This window comes from Mesotoga prima MesG1.Ag.4.2 (assembly GCF_000147715.2).
Lineage (GTDB): Bacteria > Thermotogota > Thermotogae > Petrotogales > Kosmotogaceae > Mesotoga > Mesotoga prima.
In genome coordinates, this window is sequence record NC_017934.1 from 284,011 (window position 1) to 301,796 (window position 17,786).

General features: G+C 45.8%; 16 protein-coding genes. 9 read left to right on the plus strand and 7 right to left on the minus strand.

Features of this window, described 5'->3' with window-relative positions:
• The first annotated feature begins 132 nt into the window (after window positions 1-132).
• The 4 genes from THEBA_RS01350 to THEBA_RS01365 are packed head-to-tail and all read left to right on the plus strand — an operon-like array spanning window position 133 to window position 4,267.
• Window positions 133-405 (plus strand): HU family DNA-binding protein, encoded by a 273-nt coding sequence (locus THEBA_RS01350; protein ID WP_006491697.1) that lies wholly within the window; start codon window positions 133-135, stop codon window positions 403-405.
• Window positions 406-453: 48 nt separating this feature from the next.
• Window positions 454-1,350 (plus strand): DUF881 domain-containing protein, encoded by an 897-nt coding sequence (locus THEBA_RS01355; RefSeq protein WP_041928058.1) that lies wholly within the window; start codon window positions 454-456, stop codon window positions 1,348-1,350.
• 5 nt (window positions 1,351-1,355) lie between these two features.
• On the plus strand, window positions 1,356-3,173 hold the full coding sequence (locus THEBA_RS01360; RefSeq protein WP_014730139.1) for a peptidoglycan DD-metalloendopeptidase family protein: 1,818 nt from the start codon (window positions 1,356-1,358) through the stop codon (window positions 3,171-3,173).
• Window positions 3,170-4,267 carry a YncE family protein gene (locus THEBA_RS01365; RefSeq protein WP_014730140.1) on the plus strand — a complete coding sequence of 366 codons (1,098 nt, stop codon included), beginning with the start codon at window positions 3,170-3,172 and terminating at the stop codon, window positions 4,265-4,267. Before THEBA_RS01360 ends, THEBA_RS01365 begins: the two co-directional genes overlap by 4 nt.
• Here the strand turns inward: THEBA_RS01365 and cysK are convergent.
• From cysK to THEBA_RS01380, 3 genes are all read right to left on the minus strand, one after another.
• Entirely contained in the window at window positions 4,260-5,150 is an 891-nt protein-coding gene (gene cysK, locus THEBA_RS01370) for a cysteine synthase A (RefSeq protein ID WP_014730141.1), read from the minus strand. The genes THEBA_RS01365 and cysK overlap by 8 nt on opposite strands.
• Entirely contained in the window at window positions 5,137-5,712 is a 576-nt protein-coding gene (gene epsC / locus THEBA_RS01375; RefSeq protein ID WP_014730142.1) for a serine O-acetyltransferase EpsC, read from the minus strand. Before epsC ends, cysK begins: the two co-directional genes overlap by 14 nt.
• 61 nt (window positions 5,713-5,773) lie before the next feature.
• Window positions 5,774-6,937, minus strand: coding sequence for an MFS transporter (locus tag THEBA_RS01380; protein ID WP_148270052.1), 1,164 nt, complete (start codon window positions 6,935-6,937; stop codon window positions 5,774-5,776).
• A 37-nt stretch (window positions 6,938-6,974) separates the two neighbouring features.
• Here THEBA_RS01380 and THEBA_RS01385 point away from each other — a divergent pair, with 37 nt between their 5' ends.
• Complete coding sequence (locus THEBA_RS01385) at window positions 6,975-8,363, plus strand: hypothetical protein (protein WP_236609231.1); 1,389 nt, start codon at window positions 6,975-6,977, stop codon at window positions 8,361-8,363.
• 13 nt (window positions 8,364-8,376) lie between these two features.
• Window positions 8,377-10,008, plus strand: coding sequence for a capsule assembly Wzi family protein (locus THEBA_RS01390; RefSeq protein ID WP_014730145.1), 1,632 nt, complete (start codon window positions 8,377-8,379; stop codon window positions 10,006-10,008).
• A gap of 128 nt (window positions 10,009-10,136) precedes the next feature.
• Here the strand turns inward: THEBA_RS01390 and THEBA_RS01395 are convergent, their stop codons facing one another.
• On the minus strand, window positions 10,137-11,228 hold the full coding sequence (locus THEBA_RS01395) for an AI-2E family transporter (protein ID WP_014730146.1): 1,092 nt from the start codon (window positions 11,226-11,228) through the stop codon (window positions 10,137-10,139).
• Between the two features lie 74 nt (window positions 11,229-11,302).
• Here THEBA_RS01395 and THEBA_RS01400 point away from each other — a divergent pair, with 74 nt between their 5' ends.
• Window positions 11,303-11,950: a hypothetical protein gene (locus THEBA_RS01400; protein WP_014730147.1), complete on the plus strand. Its 648-nt coding sequence runs from the start codon at window positions 11,303-11,305 to the stop codon at window positions 11,948-11,950.
• A gap of 70 nt (window positions 11,951-12,020) precedes the next feature.
• Here THEBA_RS01400 and THEBA_RS01405 read toward each other — a convergent pair whose 3' ends face one another.
• The 3 genes from THEBA_RS01405 to argF all read right to left on the minus strand — a co-directional run bounded on the left by THEBA_RS01405 (window position 12,021) and on the right by argF (window position 14,555).
• Window positions 12,021-12,572 carry a TetR/AcrR family transcriptional regulator gene (locus tag THEBA_RS01405; RefSeq protein ID WP_006491714.1) on the minus strand — a complete coding sequence of 184 codons (552 nt, stop codon included), beginning with the start codon at window positions 12,570-12,572 and terminating at the stop codon, window positions 12,021-12,023.
• 94 nt (window positions 12,573-12,666) lie between these two features.
• Entirely contained in the window at window positions 12,667-13,605 is a 939-nt protein-coding gene (gene arcC / locus THEBA_RS01410) for a carbamate kinase (RefSeq protein WP_014730148.1), read from the minus strand.
• Window positions 13,606-13,613: 8 nt separating this feature from the next.
• Window positions 13,614-14,555, minus strand: coding sequence for an ornithine carbamoyltransferase (gene argF / locus THEBA_RS01415; RefSeq protein ID WP_006491716.1), 942 nt, complete (start codon window positions 14,553-14,555; stop codon window positions 13,614-13,616).
• 163 nt (window positions 14,556-14,718) lie between these two features.
• On the opposite strand from argF, the gene argS reads away from it, so the two are divergent.
• Together argS and rlmD are read left to right on the plus strand one after the other, a co-directional pair.
• Window positions 14,719-16,350 carry an arginine--tRNA ligase gene (gene argS / locus THEBA_RS01420; protein WP_014730149.1) on the plus strand — a complete coding sequence of 544 codons (1,632 nt, stop codon included), beginning with the start codon at window positions 14,719-14,721 and terminating at the stop codon, window positions 16,348-16,350.
• Window positions 16,350-17,669 carry a 23S rRNA (uracil(1939)-C(5))-methyltransferase RlmD gene (gene rlmD, locus THEBA_RS01425; RefSeq protein WP_014730150.1) on the plus strand — a complete coding sequence of 440 codons (1,320 nt, stop codon included), beginning with the start codon at window positions 16,350-16,352 and terminating at the stop codon, window positions 17,667-17,669. Before argS ends, rlmD begins: the two co-directional genes overlap by 1 nt.
• Window positions 17,670-17,786: the final 117 nt, after the last annotated feature.

A 17,786-nucleotide genomic window follows, 5' to 3' on the forward strand; every position in this document is an offset into this window, starting at 1 on the left:
CGGAGCCGAATTTGCGATCTCAGCGTGCTTTTTTCTCCCGCAAAGGCCAAGATCGCCCTCTATGAGGAGTTTGGTAATTTGAGCTCTGAGTGGTAGAATAATAGCGACATCTCATGCGAAGGGGGGAACAGAATGAACAAAAAAGAACTCATCGCTGAAATCGCTGAGAAAACAGGTGTTACTAAGAAGGATGCTGGAAAGACCCTTGACACGGTGATCGACATCATCGAGAAGACTCTTTCAAAGGGTGATGTCGTAAGACTTGTTGGCTTTGGCACATTTATGGTGGCGTCAAGGAAGGCCAGAAAGGGTGTCAATCCGAGAACCAAGAAGCCCATCACTATACCGGGCGGAAAAGTTCCGAAATTTGTACCTGGAAAGGAACTGAAGGAAAAGGTAAAATAGTGTCGTGGACTCTGCGGCGGCCGGAGTTGCCGCCGCTTTTGTTTTGGAGTGAAGGATTTGAAAGGATTATGGTTTTTTCTTATTGTCTTGATCATTGTTGTGGCCTTGGGTTCTTTCTTTAATATCTATTTTCTGAAGCAGTTCGGCGATGAAATGATTTCTAGCCTAAGCACGAGAGAGATCGAGAGCAAACTTCAGCTGATGTCTGAAAGAGTCTCCCTCCTTAACACGAATTTAGATTCTCTTTCCTCTGTTGAAGTGAGGGAGGATCTTTCGAGAATCATTACGGACTTCGAAAGAATAATCGCAGATATTAACTATGTCTCGAACTCCTTGAGCAGTAATCCCGTGCTTGATTCCATCGCACAGCTTTCTTCAGATTTGAAGCTGATAAAGAGATCCATCGACTCACTGGACAGTGGAGAAAGCGTAGACTATTCGACTCAAATTGAAGGGGTACGGGGAAAGATCGTATCTCTCGAGTGGCAGGTTGAAGAGCTGAAGAAGCTGCTCGAATCTAGCACAGCTGATCTGAAGAAATCGGTCATGAATGTTAACGCGTTTTCAAGTCAGGCTGATCAGTCTTATAAAGAGGAAGTCGGAAAAGGCGTTCGCATAAGAATAGAATCGGGCTTCAAGGGGAGCAGCATTCTTCATGACAGCGATATCCTGATGATCTTGAACGAGTTATATGCTCTGAGGGCCACGGAGATCTCGCTCAACGGTAAGAGGATAATGCCATACACATATGTACGCTGTGTAGGTGCAACTGTTATAATTAATGATGAACCGACTCAAATTTCGCCCATTGTGATAGAGGTTTTGGGCGAGTATGATTATCTTGTTTCCGGTCTGGGTCTCATGAAGGAGTTTTTTGCAGGCAGGGAGATTGACATGACTTTTCTGCCTCTTGAATTTATCACTATTCCCGCGGGAGGGGGTTGATTCAGTTGAGAAAAAGTGCCCTTCTATTTCTTCTGGTACTTATCATGGTTTTCTTCACGGGGTGTGACTTCCCGTTTATTACGAGGGATGATTTTACCCAAAGAATGGATGCGCTCGAACAAAAAATCGATTCTCTGGCAGCTGGCCAGAAGAAGCTTGCCCAGCTAGAGGATGCCGTCGAGGAGCTTGCTTTCAGGATAAATTTCGTTCAGGCAATTGAACCTACATATGCCGGTTATGAAGAACTTGAGGCTGTTAGGGCGGAGCTTCAGATAATCAAGAACATGCTTGCCGAGTCGGTTATAGATTCCGCATCTTCCGCAGCGATCGTTAAGACACTCTACGACAAGATCGACGGAGTTCTAACCAGTACTGTGGAAAACAACATAATTACTCGGGAAATCGATGACCTGAACAGAAAGGTACAGGCGCTTGAATCACTAAACTCTTCGAGGTACTCGGAGTTGGTTCAGAGAATCTCCGAGATTGGCACTTACGATAGTTCCATTGACGAGGCGAAGTATGAAGAGCTGCTCCAGAGGATCGAGGAGATAAAGAGCGCAGAAGTTGTCGTTGTACAGCAGGAATCCGATGAAGATGATCGCAGGTACGAAGAACTCGTTAACAAGGTTGAGGAGCTCGCCGCCAGAACCGATATCTCCGTTCTTGACAGCGCTAAGTATGATTCCTTGGCAAAAAGACTTGCCGAGCTGGAGCAGACCGTAGGTTCATCTGTGATAGATTCTGAGGTCTTCAACGAACTCGTTTCTAGAATTGACGAAATGGATTCCAGAACGCGCGAACTCGCCGATAATCTCCAGAGCATTGAGCGGCAGGAGGAGCCTGAAGAGAAGAACTTTGTGACGATGGCCACTTTCCTGGGAGAGATTTCCGATATAAGAAGCAGGCTCGGTGCAGCCGCATACGAGACAATTGAACCGACTTCCCATGTATCTTACATTGTTAAATCGGGCGATAACCTGTGGAGCATTGCTCAAGCGTATGGGGTAACGGTGGAACAGCTTAAGGCGATGAATCCTGAAATCAAGAACTGGGATCTGATCTATCGTGGCGATGAGATAAAGATCCCGCTTTCTCTGGACAATCTCATGGCCAAGGCTTCCATTGCCACTCATTTTGGACTGAATCTTGGCGTGGATTTTCTTGTGGATTCGATAGAATCTAATTTCGGAAGCTATGACTATGGTTATGCAAATCCCGGTATGGACCTTACCGTGCCTCCAGGCTCAAGAATCACGGCTTTTCTTCCGGGAAAGGTCATACTTTCGGAAAGAGTAAATGATTTGTATGGCGAGATGGTTGTGGTGGACCACGGAAACAACATGAAGACCGTATACGCGCGTCTGGGCAGCCGCATGGTTATGAAGGGTGATTTTGTCAGGGTTGGGGATACTATCGGATCGGCCTCGGACGCCAAAGGAAATCTTCATTTCGAGTTCTGGAAAGCCGATGTGCCTGTCAATCCAGCCGATATAATATTCGAGAATGTCGGGACTTTCGAAGTGACTATGTACACCGAATGGGATGATGCAAAGAATCCTACGTCGCCATCATTCAAGATGACTGCGAGCGGCGATTTCGTTAAGGGATATAGAACGGTAGCAGCAGATCCAGTTGTAATTCCTCTTGGTTCAATTGTCTATATTCCGTTCTTCTCATCTTCTCCAAACAAGGGTTTCTTTGTTGTGGAGGATACCGGGAGCTCGATCAAAGGAAATAAGATCGATGTATATACCCATGACTTCGATACGGCATCGAATTTCAAAGAGGATCTTCTTGTGTACGTGGTGAAGAAGCCTTGAGTAGAATAGTAACTGTTATTCTCTTATTTGCCTGTATTATAGCTGTTTCGGGAATGGGAGCGATTACGCTCGGCCAGAGGTATCCCTTGGGCATAATGCCATCCGGACTGCTGAAAATTAAGAACAGCAGTGGTACTTATTACATAACTCTCGTTAAGGGTGACTCCGAGTTAATAGTCTTCGATGCAAATTTCAGACCTGTGACGATCTTCGACTCGATGCGCAATGATGGAATCAACGATATCATCTACAGGGACGGGAAACTCTACTGCTTCGGATTCTACAGTGGCAGGTTGATTGTTGTGGACGCTTCCGTTCATCCCAGTAAATGGAAAAAAATCGACGAGATTCCAACATCCAGCAGGCTAATCACCGGGTCGTTCATAGATGGAAAGGTTGGAATATTGACTAATGAGTTCGAGTTCCTGCTGCTGGACATATCCAAGAGGGAGATAATAAAGAGGCAGAAGCTCCCGGTCATAGCTCTATCTATAGCGGAAGATTCTAATTTCTTTTTCGTATCGCTTTTCCATAACTATAATCTTCTTACACATTCCCACGAGACCGAAAAAGGGCTTCTCGTATTTGATGAATGGGGTAATCTGGTAAACGAAGCAAATGTCGGTAAACGGCCATCTTATATTCTTTTAGAGGGAGAAAGAATCTTCCTGGTTTCATATGTGGATGAGAATCTCAAGGTTCTTTCTAAGAGAGATCTAGCAGAGATCACCACGGTTCAGCTGGGTAGATATCCAAATTTTCCTGTGATTCACGACGGGAAGATCTGGATCGCATTGACCGGCGAAGACCAGATAATGACGGTAGACCTGTCCACCTACAGTACCAAGAAATATGATTTAATGGGTCGCGGTCCGATAAAAGTCGTTCACAGTGAAGATAAAATTTACGTTCTGGAGACCGTTACTGGAACACTCGAGGTTCTTGATAGTCGAGGGAATACGATAGAATACGTAGAGTTAGATGGCTATCCGGTCGATCTCGTTTTCAACGGTACAGAAATTGCTGTGCTGCTTCAAGAAGACTGGCAAACCGGAAAGAACACGGGAGCATTGCTGTTACTTAAATCTAGTTGAGATCTACGCTTAAATATCTTTCGTAGGTGTCCGGGGCGATTGTTGCAATTCGCTTGAATCCTTTTTTTGATAGCTGTAAAGCTCCGGCGACGTTGGCTCCGGACGAAATCCCTACGAGCAGTCCTTCTTTTTTGTGCAGCCATTTCATAACTGAAAGCGCCTCTTCGTCTTCAATCGTCATCACTTCGTCCAGCAATGAAAGATCAAGCGTTTGCGGTTTGAAACCGGGACCGATTCCCTGTATCTTATGACTTCCGCTTCTTCCCTTTGAAATGAAGGGAGATCCTTCGGGTTCTATTCCCGCGATGTACACGTCCGGCTTCTTCTCTTTGAGGAACCTTCCGACACCGGAAACGGTTCCCCCGGTACCCATTCCACATATGAAAGCGTCGGTATCTTCCCCAACTTGAGAGTATATCTCAGGACCTGTCGAAGCGTAATGGTATCCTGGATTCGACTGGTTGTTGAACTGATCGAGCATGAAGGAGTCCGTGTTGTTTTTCAGATAGGTCTTTGCCCCGTCATAGGAACCCGATATCCCCTTTTCGGAGGGAGTTTTCACTACTTCAGCACCAAGCGCTTCCATTATCTTTACACGTTCGATACTTGCAGATTCCGGCATGAAGAGGACCGCTCCGTAGCCTCTTGGGGCCGCAAGCATTGCAATTGCGATGCCGGTATTTCCACTTGTCGGCTCCACAATGGTCATTCCCTTTTTCAGGATTCCTTTTCTTTCAGCATCAAGAATCATTCCAAGAACGGTCCTGTCCTTGATGCTGCCGCCGGGGTTATTCTTTTCAATCTTCAGGAAGATCTTTGCAGAATGGCCAAAAGAACTTAGTTCCAGAAGCGGTGTATTGCCTATCGCATCAAACAGGTTCATCCTGATTTCTCCTCCTTTCTACGGTTGGTACATGAATTCTTGCGGGGATACCCGCTGCAAGAGAGCCGTGAGGCACGTGTTCGAGCACGACGCTATTTGCCCCCACTCTTGCATTATCGCATACATATATAGGACCAAGAATCTTGGCTCCCGCACCTAGCACTACGTTTCGTCCAACGTCCGGATGACGCTTTCCCGTCATGACGTTTTTTGAACCAAGGGTTACGCCGTGATAAATCAGTGTTCCTTTGCCTACCGATGCTGTGGAACCAATTACTACTCCTGAGCCGTGGTCAATGACGACTCCTCCTTCAATTCTTGCGGCGGGGTGAATGTCCATAGAATAAGCAACTCTTGAGAAATAATGTAGAATTCTCGCGAAAAGACCGAGGCCTCCATTCCATAGAAGGTTGGAGATCCTGTACAGCAGTAAACCATGGAACCCGGCAGAAAAGAGAAAGACATGCCACTTTCTGGAAACTGTCGGATCTTTTTCTAGATAAGCCTTTAGATCATCTGAAATGTCGATTCCAGTCTGTCTTATATTTTCGAATGCCTTCATCTAACCACCCTCTCTTTTTTTGCCTCATAGAGAAAGTATACTAAATGAATCGGGATTAGAGTTACCGGTTGGTAAATCTCCCTCTCTTACGAAGGGCCGCAAAGAGCAATGAAGAAAAGGCGGCCATTACCATTCCCGAAATCCCGACAATGGTGTACATTCTCCTAATACCGAATGCACGTATCAAAACGCCTCCCAAGACTGAACCCAGGAGATAACTCAGTCCCATAGTTGACATCCAGTAGATTGTGAGCGCCCTCATTGCTTTGTTTTCTTCGAAATTTTTGTGGATGAAGTTTGTAACGGAATAATAGACCACAATGTAGTTGATTCCGTGCAAAGCTTGAAATAGTAGAAAGACTGGAAAAGATGGAGCAATTGAAGTCAGGAACCATCTTAGCCCCGTAGCAAAGATTCCCACAAGAAGCAGTCTGGTATTGCCTATTCTATCTATGATCTTTTCGGCGAAAAGAAGAAAAGGCACCTCTGAGAGTGCCATCAACGAAAAGGAGAAACCTACCGATGAAAGGTCGTACCCCATATCACTGGTCAAAAGAGGGAGAAAGGTTGATCCAAACGCACCGACTGTTATCGATGCAACTCCTGCCAGTACAAGCAAGTAGAATTCGACTGGCAATGGCGTTGAATTCCTTTCGCTTTCACTCCTTCCAAGCATCCGCTTTGACGGATAAGCTCTGCTCACTGCGGCAGCTGTCAGCAGCGATACGCTGGCAATTATGAAGATCATTACGAAGCCTGCCCTCAATGCGATTCCAGAGATTAGGGCAGTTGCCGAATAACCTACAGTACCGAATGCCCTTGCCATGTTGAAGCGCTTTCCCTTGCTCCTCAAAGACGGTACTACTACGGATTCTGAGATTGGGACGATGCTGACCGCAAAGAATGCAAAAAGGGACATCGCAATCAATGAGGTTTCAAAGGTTGGAGTCAGAAAGATACCCCATACCGTGATCGCGGAGACGATCGAAAGCGTCCCCATTACCAAAGCGCCGCCTCTTCTTCTTGACCTCTTGAACCAGAAGGGATTGGCAATTACTGAAAGTATAGGAGTAACCGCCATTAGAATTCCGATTTCGACTGAAGAGAAGCCTTTGCTCTGGAAAAACTGACTGAAAAGAGCCATAACGCCTAGATTTGAGTAGATAAAGATTTCTGTAGCTGTCTCACGAGCGCTGGAAGAGGCTCCAGAAAGAAAAAGCGGCACCAATTATCACTCCTCCTGGTGTAAAATTCTTATGGGGGTGAATCCATTGTCGAAATGTTGTTTATCTCTATTGATGCTTATCATACCACTAATGATTCTGGGAAGCACCGGTCTGCACGTGACTCTTTCACCTTCATTATCTCTCGATAATATCCCCTCTGTCGCGAGCAACTACGTTCCCGATTTAGAAGATTTAGACAGGTATATGCGGATTCCGGCGATCTTTTCGGGGGGTATGGAGATAGCGATCGGTAATTCGAAGTTGTACGTGAATATGGACTTGAGACAGGAGTTTTCGGATTACCTGATGGGAGACTGGTTAAGCAATCTGCCGCTTTCCACGACTTCCTTTCTTCCTGCCATTGACGTGAACTTTCCCAGACTGGGTTACTTCGAACGGAGAGATTCAAATTCATTCATATCGTTGGGAAGAAGGAAGCTCGGTCTCGGAGTTTCAACTTACAGCTTTGTTATCTCAAATTTTCTTCCGTATTTCGACCACCTGTGGATAGAGTTGAACGGGCAGGCAAAATCTGGTGAGTATCTTTATGATTTCTTCGCAGTATCTGCCGACAGAACGATAAGCGGCGGGCCAAAGACGCTTTTGGGTCATCGCTTTGGTTACATGAACGAAAACTTGAAAGTTACGTTTGGTGAGGAGAATCTTGTTTATGGTGTCTATCCCGATCTGCAGGACCTCGGACCGTTCTTGATTTACCACCATACCTATCAAAGCAACTCAAATGTCACTGCCACACTTGCAGCAGAGGTTAAACTAAGCGATGCAATGGCTTACGGAGAGTTCACACTTGATGACTTCAGACTTACATCAGAAAGCTCGAATTCCAATCCAACGGCATTTGGCTGGGTTGCAGGTTTTCTCTGGAGAATTTCCGATGGCAGGCCATATACTGGGCCTAAACTAGATGAATCGGAGCATGAAATTAGAGATAAGACTCTTCTGCAAGACGGTGGCCTCAGAGTCAGGATGGAGCACTACCATTCCACCACGTATCTCTACAACAGGGGAACAAATATAGGAAAGTTCACTTATCCATATAGATTCAATGTATTACATCTAGACTCTTGGCCCGTCATCACGGGATTCTACGGATTCCCTTATGGCCCGGATTCGACACTAACGCTGATAGGCATAGAATACGAGAGCCAGAACGTTTCGTTGAAAATCGCTGCAGAACTATTGCGAGCCGGTTCAGTCACCATAGATTCTCCGTATTCTCCACCCTTCGATCCTGAGTGGTATGGACCGAAGAAGCCGATAACCACTTCTTTCATTCTGACTGGAGAAGGTTTTTATGCAGCAAATCAAAATACAACTCTCTTCGTTGCCGGTAAGCTGACCTTTTCCAGAAAGGTTGATTTCGGGATAAATGTCGGTTTTATTAGAATGTTTTCACTACTATAGGGAGGTATCGCAGATGAAGAAGTTTACCTTGCTTCTGTTCTTTACACTGTTAGCGACAGTGTTTGGTAGTCAGGGAACCCTGATGTTCAAGGGCACAGATCAATACAACTTGTTTTTGGGCAGAAACCTGGTTGATGGGAGAACTCTCTTTACTGCAAATACTGCAATTCCAGAGGGATTTGCTTCAGTCCAGTCTGAGCAGCCTACGGTAAAGACCGCGGCTGGAACCGACGTTTTTCTCCGAGTTACTCCGCAGTTCATGATACATAACTTCGAACCCTTCAAACAAAAGGGGTGGTTGCAGTCTGTTGTTCCTCTTTATTTGAGGTATCGGTATGATACTTTGAAGCCCTGGCTTGTGCTGGGTTTTGAGAGCGAAGTGTCAGACAATATAACGGGCTTCATAAATCTTGACATTCCGAAAGACTACAGGAGCTACATCAGTCACGGCGATAACTTTGATTCGAAGCCGTATATGAACTTTCCAGTGGAGCTCTTTGAAGGGAAACTGGAGGCGCTTGACATGAGCTGGCCAACACTCGGTTACGTGTCCTACTCTAGTGATAACTTCTATGCTTCGCTGGGTAGATACAAGGTGGCCTGGGGACCTATGAGAAATGGATTGACTATAAGTGATGCATCGTCTTATTACGACAATGTCTCTTCTTCATATACTACGCCTCTCTGGAAGAGCGGCCACTTTACCTATTCTTTTCTGGTTATAACCCCGACTTCACTCCTGAACGATGAAGAGTGGGTAAAACAGGGGAAAGTGTGGGATCTGAACCAAAGAAGGCCTTACACCGAAGGAGCGAAGACGATCATTGGGCACCGCTTCGATGTTCAGTTTTCTACATGGGGGAGGTTCGGTGTAGGAGAGCTTAACGTCGTTGGAGGGAAACACCCCGATCTGAACGATGCCAATCCATTCATAATCTTCCACAATACCTACGGGGAAGATTTCTCCAACGTGATGGCCTCGCTTGACCTTTCTCTGGTTCCTTTCAAGGGTATTGAGCTGTACGGAGAAATCGCCATAGATGACGTCTCTTTCGGTTCTACTGAGGCCGGGGCGCGGGGCAAACCAACTGCCCTGGCTTATGGTGGTGGTTTTAGATACGCGGTGGATATTAAGGGAACGTTGCTTCTTGCCTCTGTAGAGTTCTATCACACTGACACGTGGATGTACAATCGCTGGCAGCCGTTTCTCACATTCACAAACAGAATCTACACTAAGTCCGAGCTTCCAGGAAGCAGGGATTTCACAGATTATCCTCTGGGATTTAAGTACGGACCTGATCTCAATGGGTTCTCGATTATGGCTAATGCAATAATGACCAATGGGCTTTCAATCTCCTTTGTATATGAATACTTCAAACAGGGAGAAGTTACTCTGAAAACCCCTTACTTGAACATGGAAGAGCCGGAAGACGACCCCGGTGAGTTTACGGCTCCTGAAGATTGGGGTGGGCCAGTTGGTGAAACTGTTAATGCGAACATCTTGAAGCTCAATGCAATGATCCCTTACAGGGACTTTACGTTCGGAAGCGACTTCTCTCTATACTTTGGAGATTATTTCAAGAAGAACGGAGGGTATGAAAGACCGATTTTCGAGATCAGGCCTTATATGTCCTACGTCTTCTAGAAAGTGCTTTACTCCTGTAAATGTCTTCATAAAAAGGGACGGGAAATGACCCGTCCCTTTTTTCTAACAGGACTATATGAAGCCAAATACAAGGAATCCTATTAGGAATCCGATTATCAGTCCTACAATCAATCCTCTTGAGAACCTGTCGGTTCCTCGGGGTGGTGTTCTTTCCTGATTTTGGCTTTCTTTATACCAGTCTCTATCGTAGATTCCCAATTACTACCACTCCTTTCACTGAGAATGAAATCCATCCAGTACCTCTTTATGAATATCAGGATTGGAACTGCAAAAACAACGCCAAAGACGCCCAGCAGTTCGCCAAACCCTATTATCGATACCAGCACGATGAACCAGTTAATCTTAACTCTGTTCGAGAGAATTTTTGGCGACAGGAACCAGATCTCCATCTGGTTGGCGATGACCAGCAAGACGATGGCTCCAACAACCCCCCAAAGCCCTTTGCTTACGAAAGAAAGCACGATCATCGGAATCGATGTAACAACCACGCCAAGATACGGGACAAAATTAGTGATTCCCGCCAGCAAACCGAGGAATATCGCATTCGGGATACCGAGAATGGCCGATCCGATAGCGATTATTGTTCCAACAACAAGAGCAATTATCAGCTGGCCGCCAATGTAGGTCTGAAAATCCTTGTACAATGAATGAAAAAAGCTGCTCACCTTGTCCTGATCACAACCGGGAAAGAGCACGGGCACGCTTTTCTGGATCATATTGGTCTTTCTTGCGACCACAAAACCCGCAATAATCAGCAAGACAACACCTGTAATCCATGAAGTGATGTTTGAGGCAACGTATTGCCCAATCATGATTGCTGCATCACTCAACCACTGGGATGCGCTCTCGACTATGTCGACTATCGCTTCAGAAATGAATGGGGGAAGCTTCTCCAGCCACTTGTCGAATGTACCGCCATTGAAAAGAGAATCCAGCTCCAACGAAAGGCCTTTCACACCACTGATGGTTATTGGGACTACTCTGTAGATAAGGAAGAACATAAACGATAGAAGAGCTATGCCGGTTACTATGCTTAGGGCTCCCCTAGGGATCTTTCTACTGACAAATTGAGCCGGTGTGTTGATAATTAGCGAAAATATAAAGGCCAGTCCGAGAACCCTTGAGGTCGTAGGAAAGAGAAAGAGTGTCATGAACACTGCTATGAAATATCCAAGAACCCAGAACTTTGTTTTCTTCATAATAGCCCTCCACCGGAGAATAGTGACAAATCTGTTGTATACTCAATATGTATAATATCTTTTGAGGTGCCTTTATGAAAAGAGTATATATTATCCTGACAGTCTTTTTTCTTATTGCATTTGTTTCATTTGGCTCGATGCATTCATCAAGGATGATGGCTCCTGGATCTGTCAGAGCAATGGCTGGTTTCAAAGACGTTGGACTGAGAATTGGAATTCTTTCCTTTCTTGAAGCCGGTTGGTTCACTGATGAAGGTCCTTACTTCACCGTGGGCTACGATGAAAACTTTCATTTTGCTTCCCGCGTTTCCTTCTCTTCACTTCAAGAAGCGAGAGTAATCGCGGAGTTAGGATATGATTTCAACGTTGTTTATCTAGAGGTAGGAGGGCTTTATGAATACGCCGCTCCCGATGCCTCGTTTCTTGGCGGACAACTGAAGGCGGAAGTGTTTTTCGATAATGATTTGAGCATTGTCAACGCTACCCTTGGCAGATTTCAGAAGGTTGCTGGCGAGACGCAGAAGCAAAGTTATACCTCTGTTGGTTTCTCCGCCAGGCGAAGGCTGGAAATTGGAAAGCAATTTTACTTTATCAACCTCGAAAGTGTCGAGCTTGTTGGTACATTAAAATGGGAGATAGAAGATGACCTCTCTTCCTTCAGCCCCTTTCCTGCGTACAGTTTTGTAGGAATCCAGTTTAATCTGGGATTTATAAACCAATAGAAACCCTTCCGATAATCATCGGAAGGGATTTTACGTTGCCTTTCCTGATAGGTTTTCCGCAGAAATCAAACTATGAAAGAAGTTTGGCTATTTCGTCTACTTCCTTTTCGTCAGGCATCTCACCATCAACTGCCATTTCCATGATTTTGCCTGCTATGTAAGATAGAAGACGATGAGACACTTTGGAAGCACGTCTCATTGACATTGAAGATCCTAGCGCTCTCTCTAATCTATCGTAGAAGTCGGCCCTCGCATTGATAAGGATCTCCCTCACTCTTTTGTTCTTCATTCCGTGAAGCCAGAGATATACAAGAGAAACCATTATATCTGGCCTTTCAGAATAGAGCTTCAACAGTTCTGCGTAAAGATCTCTTGTAATCTCTACAGGCTGTTTGCCTTGGTCGATGAGTGGTTCGATTCTCGGCAGGACGTAGTTGTTGAGAATATGCCTTGATAGATCGATTAGCATTCCCTCTTTCGAACGGTGGTGATAGTGAATAGCCGCAAGGTTCACTTCTGCTATCCCTGAAACCTTACGTGTGCTCAGGCCTTCGATCGTTTCTTCAGCGATGACCTGTATAGCAGCCTCCATTATTCTCTCTCTTGTTTCTTGACCGCGCACTGTCGTCACTCCTTTCAATCATTCGTATAACACAGATTATATCACATCGTTACAGGAAAAACAAAAAAAGCCGGAGAATCTCTCCGACTTCTGTCTATGCAACGATTCTTGTACCCGACTCTCCTTTGAGCGCGAGATCTACATTTTCCAGAGAAGTAATGATCGCTTCCTTTCCGGTTAGAGAGACAAATTCGATTGCGGATTCTATCTTTGGCAACATGCTTCCCTTAGCAAAGTGACCGGCTTCCATCAACTCTCTTCCTTCTTTTACAGTCAATTCCTTCAGTTCCCTCTGGTTGTCTTTTCCAAAGTTTATGTACGCGTAGTCTACTCCTGTAAGGATAACAAGTGCGTCCGCTTCAATTAACTTCGCCAGCAGGGCAGAAGCTCTGTCTTTGTCAATGACGGCTTCGACGCCTTTAATTTGTCCCGATTCGTCTCTGACCACCGGTATTCCACCGCCGCCAGCCGCCACGACGATGGTGCCGTCCTTTATCATCTCCCTAATAGGTTCGATTTCAAGAACGTCAAGGGGCATAGGTGAAGGCACTACACGTCGATAACCTCTTCCGGCATCTTCTTTGACGGTCCAGCCTTTGGTTCTCTCGAGTTCTTTGGCCGTCTCACTATCATAAAACGGTCCGACGGGTTTGGAAGGATTCTCGAAACCCTTGTCGTTCTTGTCCACAACTATCTGAGTCAGAACGCACGCGATATTCTTTCTTGTGTTTCTCTTGACAAGTTCATTGTTCAAAGTCTGGGTTATCAAGTAACCAATTGAACCCTGTGTCATTGCATCGTTTACGTCGATCGGAAAGGGAGGGAAAACGTCCTTCGCTATATCCTGCTGAACAAGGAGATTTCCAACCTGCGGTCCATTGCCATGAGTAATTACAAGCTCGTAACCTTCCTCTACCAGATCTGCAAGATAGGCAGTCGTCGAGAGCAGGTTCTTCTCCATAACTTCTGCTGTGGGTTTTTCGTTTGGTTTGTTGAGCGCGTTGCCGCCTATTGCAACTACGATTCTCTTCATACTTCCCCCTATAGCAGTGTGGCTATCATTACTGCTTTTATTGTATGTTTTCTGTTCTCGGCTTCCTCGAAGACTCTAGAGGCAGGACTTTCGAAGACATCTTCGGTTACTTCATTTCCCTTCACGGCAGGCAGACAGTGAAGGAAGATAGTCTCTGCCTTTCCGGTCTTTTTCATCATCTCAGCGTTAACCTGATAAGGTTTAAGCAGAGCAATCCTTTCTTGAAGCTTGTCCTCTTCACCCATCGATGCCCAGACGTCTGTATAGACTGCATCGGCGTCCTTTAGTGCAGAGTCGACATCTTCAGTGACCTCGACCGTAGCTCCGGATTGTTTTGCGATCTCTTTGCACTTGCTGACAATAGCCGGATCGGTGTGAAGTCTCTCCGGACCGCACGCTACGAAATGCAACCCCATCTTCGCGGACCCTATCATGAGGGAGTTGGCCATGTTGTTTCTGGAATCCCCCACAAAGACCAGCTTTCGTCCTTTCAGGCTGCCGAGGCTTTCTTCGATAGTCATGAAATCCGCAAGAATTTGGGTTGGATGGTATAGGTCGGTAAGCCCGTTATAGACAGGAACGCCAGACCACTGCGCCAGAACTTCAACAGTCTCTTGCTTGAAGCCCCTGAACGCTATCGCATCGAACATTCTTCCTAGTACTCTTGCCGTGTCTTTCAAATCCTCTTTCACTCCAAGATGAATATCGTCCTTTGAGAGAAAGACCGCATGGCCGCCCTCTTCACCGAAGGAAGTTTCGAAAGCAGTTCTTGTCCTTGTTGAGCGCTTCTCAAATACAATGGCAAGCGTTCTCCCTGCAAATCTACTCGTCGGTGTACCGGCCCTCTTTTCGACCTTCACCTGTCTTGCAATATCCAGTAGATAGCGAATCTCGTCTGTCGTGAAATCAAGCAGTGTCAAAAAGCTCTTTCCTTTAAGGTTTACGCCCATCTTAACCCTCCTTGTTTTAGTTATCTCTAATATAATACATATATAAGACTATGCTTTCAATTGCGTTTATTCGTACGAGGAAACGCAGATTAAACCATATCACAACAATGCGGTGTTATGCTTTTGTATGCTAAGGTATATTGGCCAGATTAGGAGGTGGATTGTGTTTAAGGAGAAGCTGGAGAACTCAATAAAGAAAGTGCTGGAGGAATTTGACATTTATGATGACAAAATCGATTTTAAGGTTGAGATACCTCCTGAGGGGTTTGGTGATCTTTCTACAAATGCCGCGTTTATTCTTTCGAGGATCCTGAAGAAGAGCCCGAGAGAAATCGCTAATATAATCTGCGACAGACTCGGCAACGAAGCCGACTATAGCAGAGTGGAGGTTGCCGGACCAGGATTCATAAACGTTGATTTCTCCATTACATATCTATCCTCTGTACTGGCGGAGTTGATCGATGCGCCGGATTTCTGGAAGAGAAAGGGCGATACGAGAATTCAGTTTGAATTTGCAAGCGCCAACCCAACGGGTCCCTTTACAGTCGGTCATGGGCGCCAGGCAGTATTTGGAGATGTTCTGTGTCGAGTCTTTTCATGTAGAGGGTACGGCGTTCACAGAGAGATGTACATAAATGACGCGGGAAGGCAGATTGGACTCCTGGGCCGCTCTTTGTGGGTTAGATACAATCAATACCTCGGTGTAGAAGAGGAGCTACCTGAGGATGGCTATCAGGGTGAGTATTTGATCGATATTGCCAGGGGACTTGCCGGTGAGATCGGAGAGCGTTTCAAGGCGGTTTGGAACTCAGAGGCCGAAGCTTTTTTCAAGAAATATGCTCTCGACAAGATGCTGGAAGATATTATGGGAACACTCAAGAGGCTGAGAGTGGAGTTTGATAACGTCTTCTTTGAGAGCTCTCTGATAGACGATGGAACTGTTGACTCCGTAATTGGCATGCTTGAAAGAAAAGAGTTGATATATGAATCGGAAGGGGCGAGGTGGCTTAAAGTCTCAAACTTTGTGGAGGATGATGATAAGGTCCTCGTGAGATCGAACGGAAGCTATACTTACTTCATGACCGACATTGCTTATCATTACAATAAGCACGATAGGGGTTTCAAAAAGGTATTTGATATCTGGGGTGCGGATCACATGGGCCACATTCCTAGGATGAATGCTGCTATGAAGGCCCTGGGAATAGAAGATGGATTTCTGAATGTGATTGTCCATCAGTACGTAAATCTCAAAAGAGAGGGTGAAGTGGTAAAGATGTCGACCAGAAGAGGGGAATTCACAACCTTGGATGAGCTAGTTGAAGCTGTTGGAGTGGATTCGACGAGATACTTCTTCGCGATGTTCGATCCTGACACTCACATGCTTTTTGACATAGATCTGGCAAGGCAGAGATCGAATGACAATCCTGTCTTTTACGTCCAGTATGCCAACGCAAGAATAAGCAATGTATTCAGAACTGCTAAGGAGAAGAACGTGAAAAGATCGAGAGATTCGCTTGAGCTTCTCGATTCTCAGGAAGACAGGAGGATCATCAAGCTGCTGACGATTTTCCCTGAGATTTTGGATTCGGTAGTCGCAGATTACAGAACAAACCGTCTAACGTCTTATCTGGAGGATCTGTCCAGGGCATTTCACGGTTACTACAACAAGAATATCATTGTAGACCCGGAGAACCCGGCACTTTCAGGTGCAAGGTTAGCTTTGTGCGAAGCGATTCAGAACATTTTAAGGAGCGGATTAGAGCTTCTTGGCGTTGAGGCTCCCGATAGTATGTAATGGAAGAACTTCGTATTGAGAAGCTAATCGCAGGAGGTTTCTCTCTCGCCAGAACAGCTGACGGGAAAGTAGCTTTGCTCGATGCGGGTTATCCAGGCGAAGTTGTTGAAGCTAGCAAGAAAAAGGGAAGAAGCGACTTCCATACGATGAAGGTTGAGAGAGTGCTTGTCCCTTCAAATAGCCGGAGAGAAAGGCTTTGCAGGAACTTTCCGGTATGCGGCGGATGCGACTGGCAGACACTTGACTATTCAGAACAGCTTTTCTGGAAGAGAGAGGTAATTAGTGAGCAGTTCAAAAGAGTAGGAAAGATTGAACTGGAGGACTTTGAGATTGTTCCTTCACCAAGAGAGACGAATTACAGACTTAAGATGGAGTATGTGTGTCACGGGGGGAAAGATGGGCTTTCTCTCGGTCTTTATAGGAGGAATAGCAACTCTCCCGTTAGTTGCCAGGGTTGTGTGTTGGGCCTGAAAGACTTCGAAAAGGCCAGATCGGGTTTCGAGGAGATACTGAGGAAAACGGCAATCGTTCCATATAACAGGGTTACTGGAAGAGGCGAACTCAAGCATGTAATTCTAAGAGGCAACGGAAGAGAAATCATGGCAATACTTGTTACAAAAGGAGAATGTCTTCCCGATGAAAACCGTATTGTCTTGGAGGTTAGGAAGAAGCTTCCCTATGTCTCGACGCTCGTTCATCTTATGAATGCGAACGACAGGGTAGTTATGAGAGGCGTTTCGAGAACGCTTTTCGGGGAAGGGGTAATCGACCAGGAGCTTTCCGGAAGAAAGTTTGAGATTCCGCCCGTAGCCTTCTTTCAAAACAATCTCGAAGTTACGGAGTCGATTGTCAGTCATATATTTAATGAGATGAAGGATACGGCTGGCGACTCTCTTCTTGATCTTTACAGTGGCATAGGAACATTCTCTATCACCGTTGGGAAGAAGATGGGCCGTGTCACCGCGGTAGAATCGAATCCCGTATCTGTTAAGGCTCTCAAGGCAAATTCGAATCTTAACGGAATGTTTGGGATCGAAATCGTGTCGAGCGATGTTATTGAATTTCTCAAGTCTGATCAGCGTCACTACTCTACGATAATTCTCGATCCGCCCAGATCCGGAGTCGGTTCGGAGATTGGGCTTCTCGATAAGTTTGGCGCTTCCATGGTGTTTTATGTGTCCTGTGACCCTACTACCCTGGCGAGAGATACCGCAAAGCTCAGAGAGTCAGGCTACAAAATCTCTTCGGTAAAGGCTTTCGATATGTTTCCCCAGACATGGCACGTGGAAACAGTTGTGTGTCTTGTCAAAAAGCGATAAAGTCGACCGAGTGGAGTTTGCTTCACATAGCTTGGAAATCTGCATCTCCGAAAGCAAGGAACTGAGAGTCAAGAAATGAAGCGGCAGGTAACCTGTCAGGAATTTGCGGAGGACTGA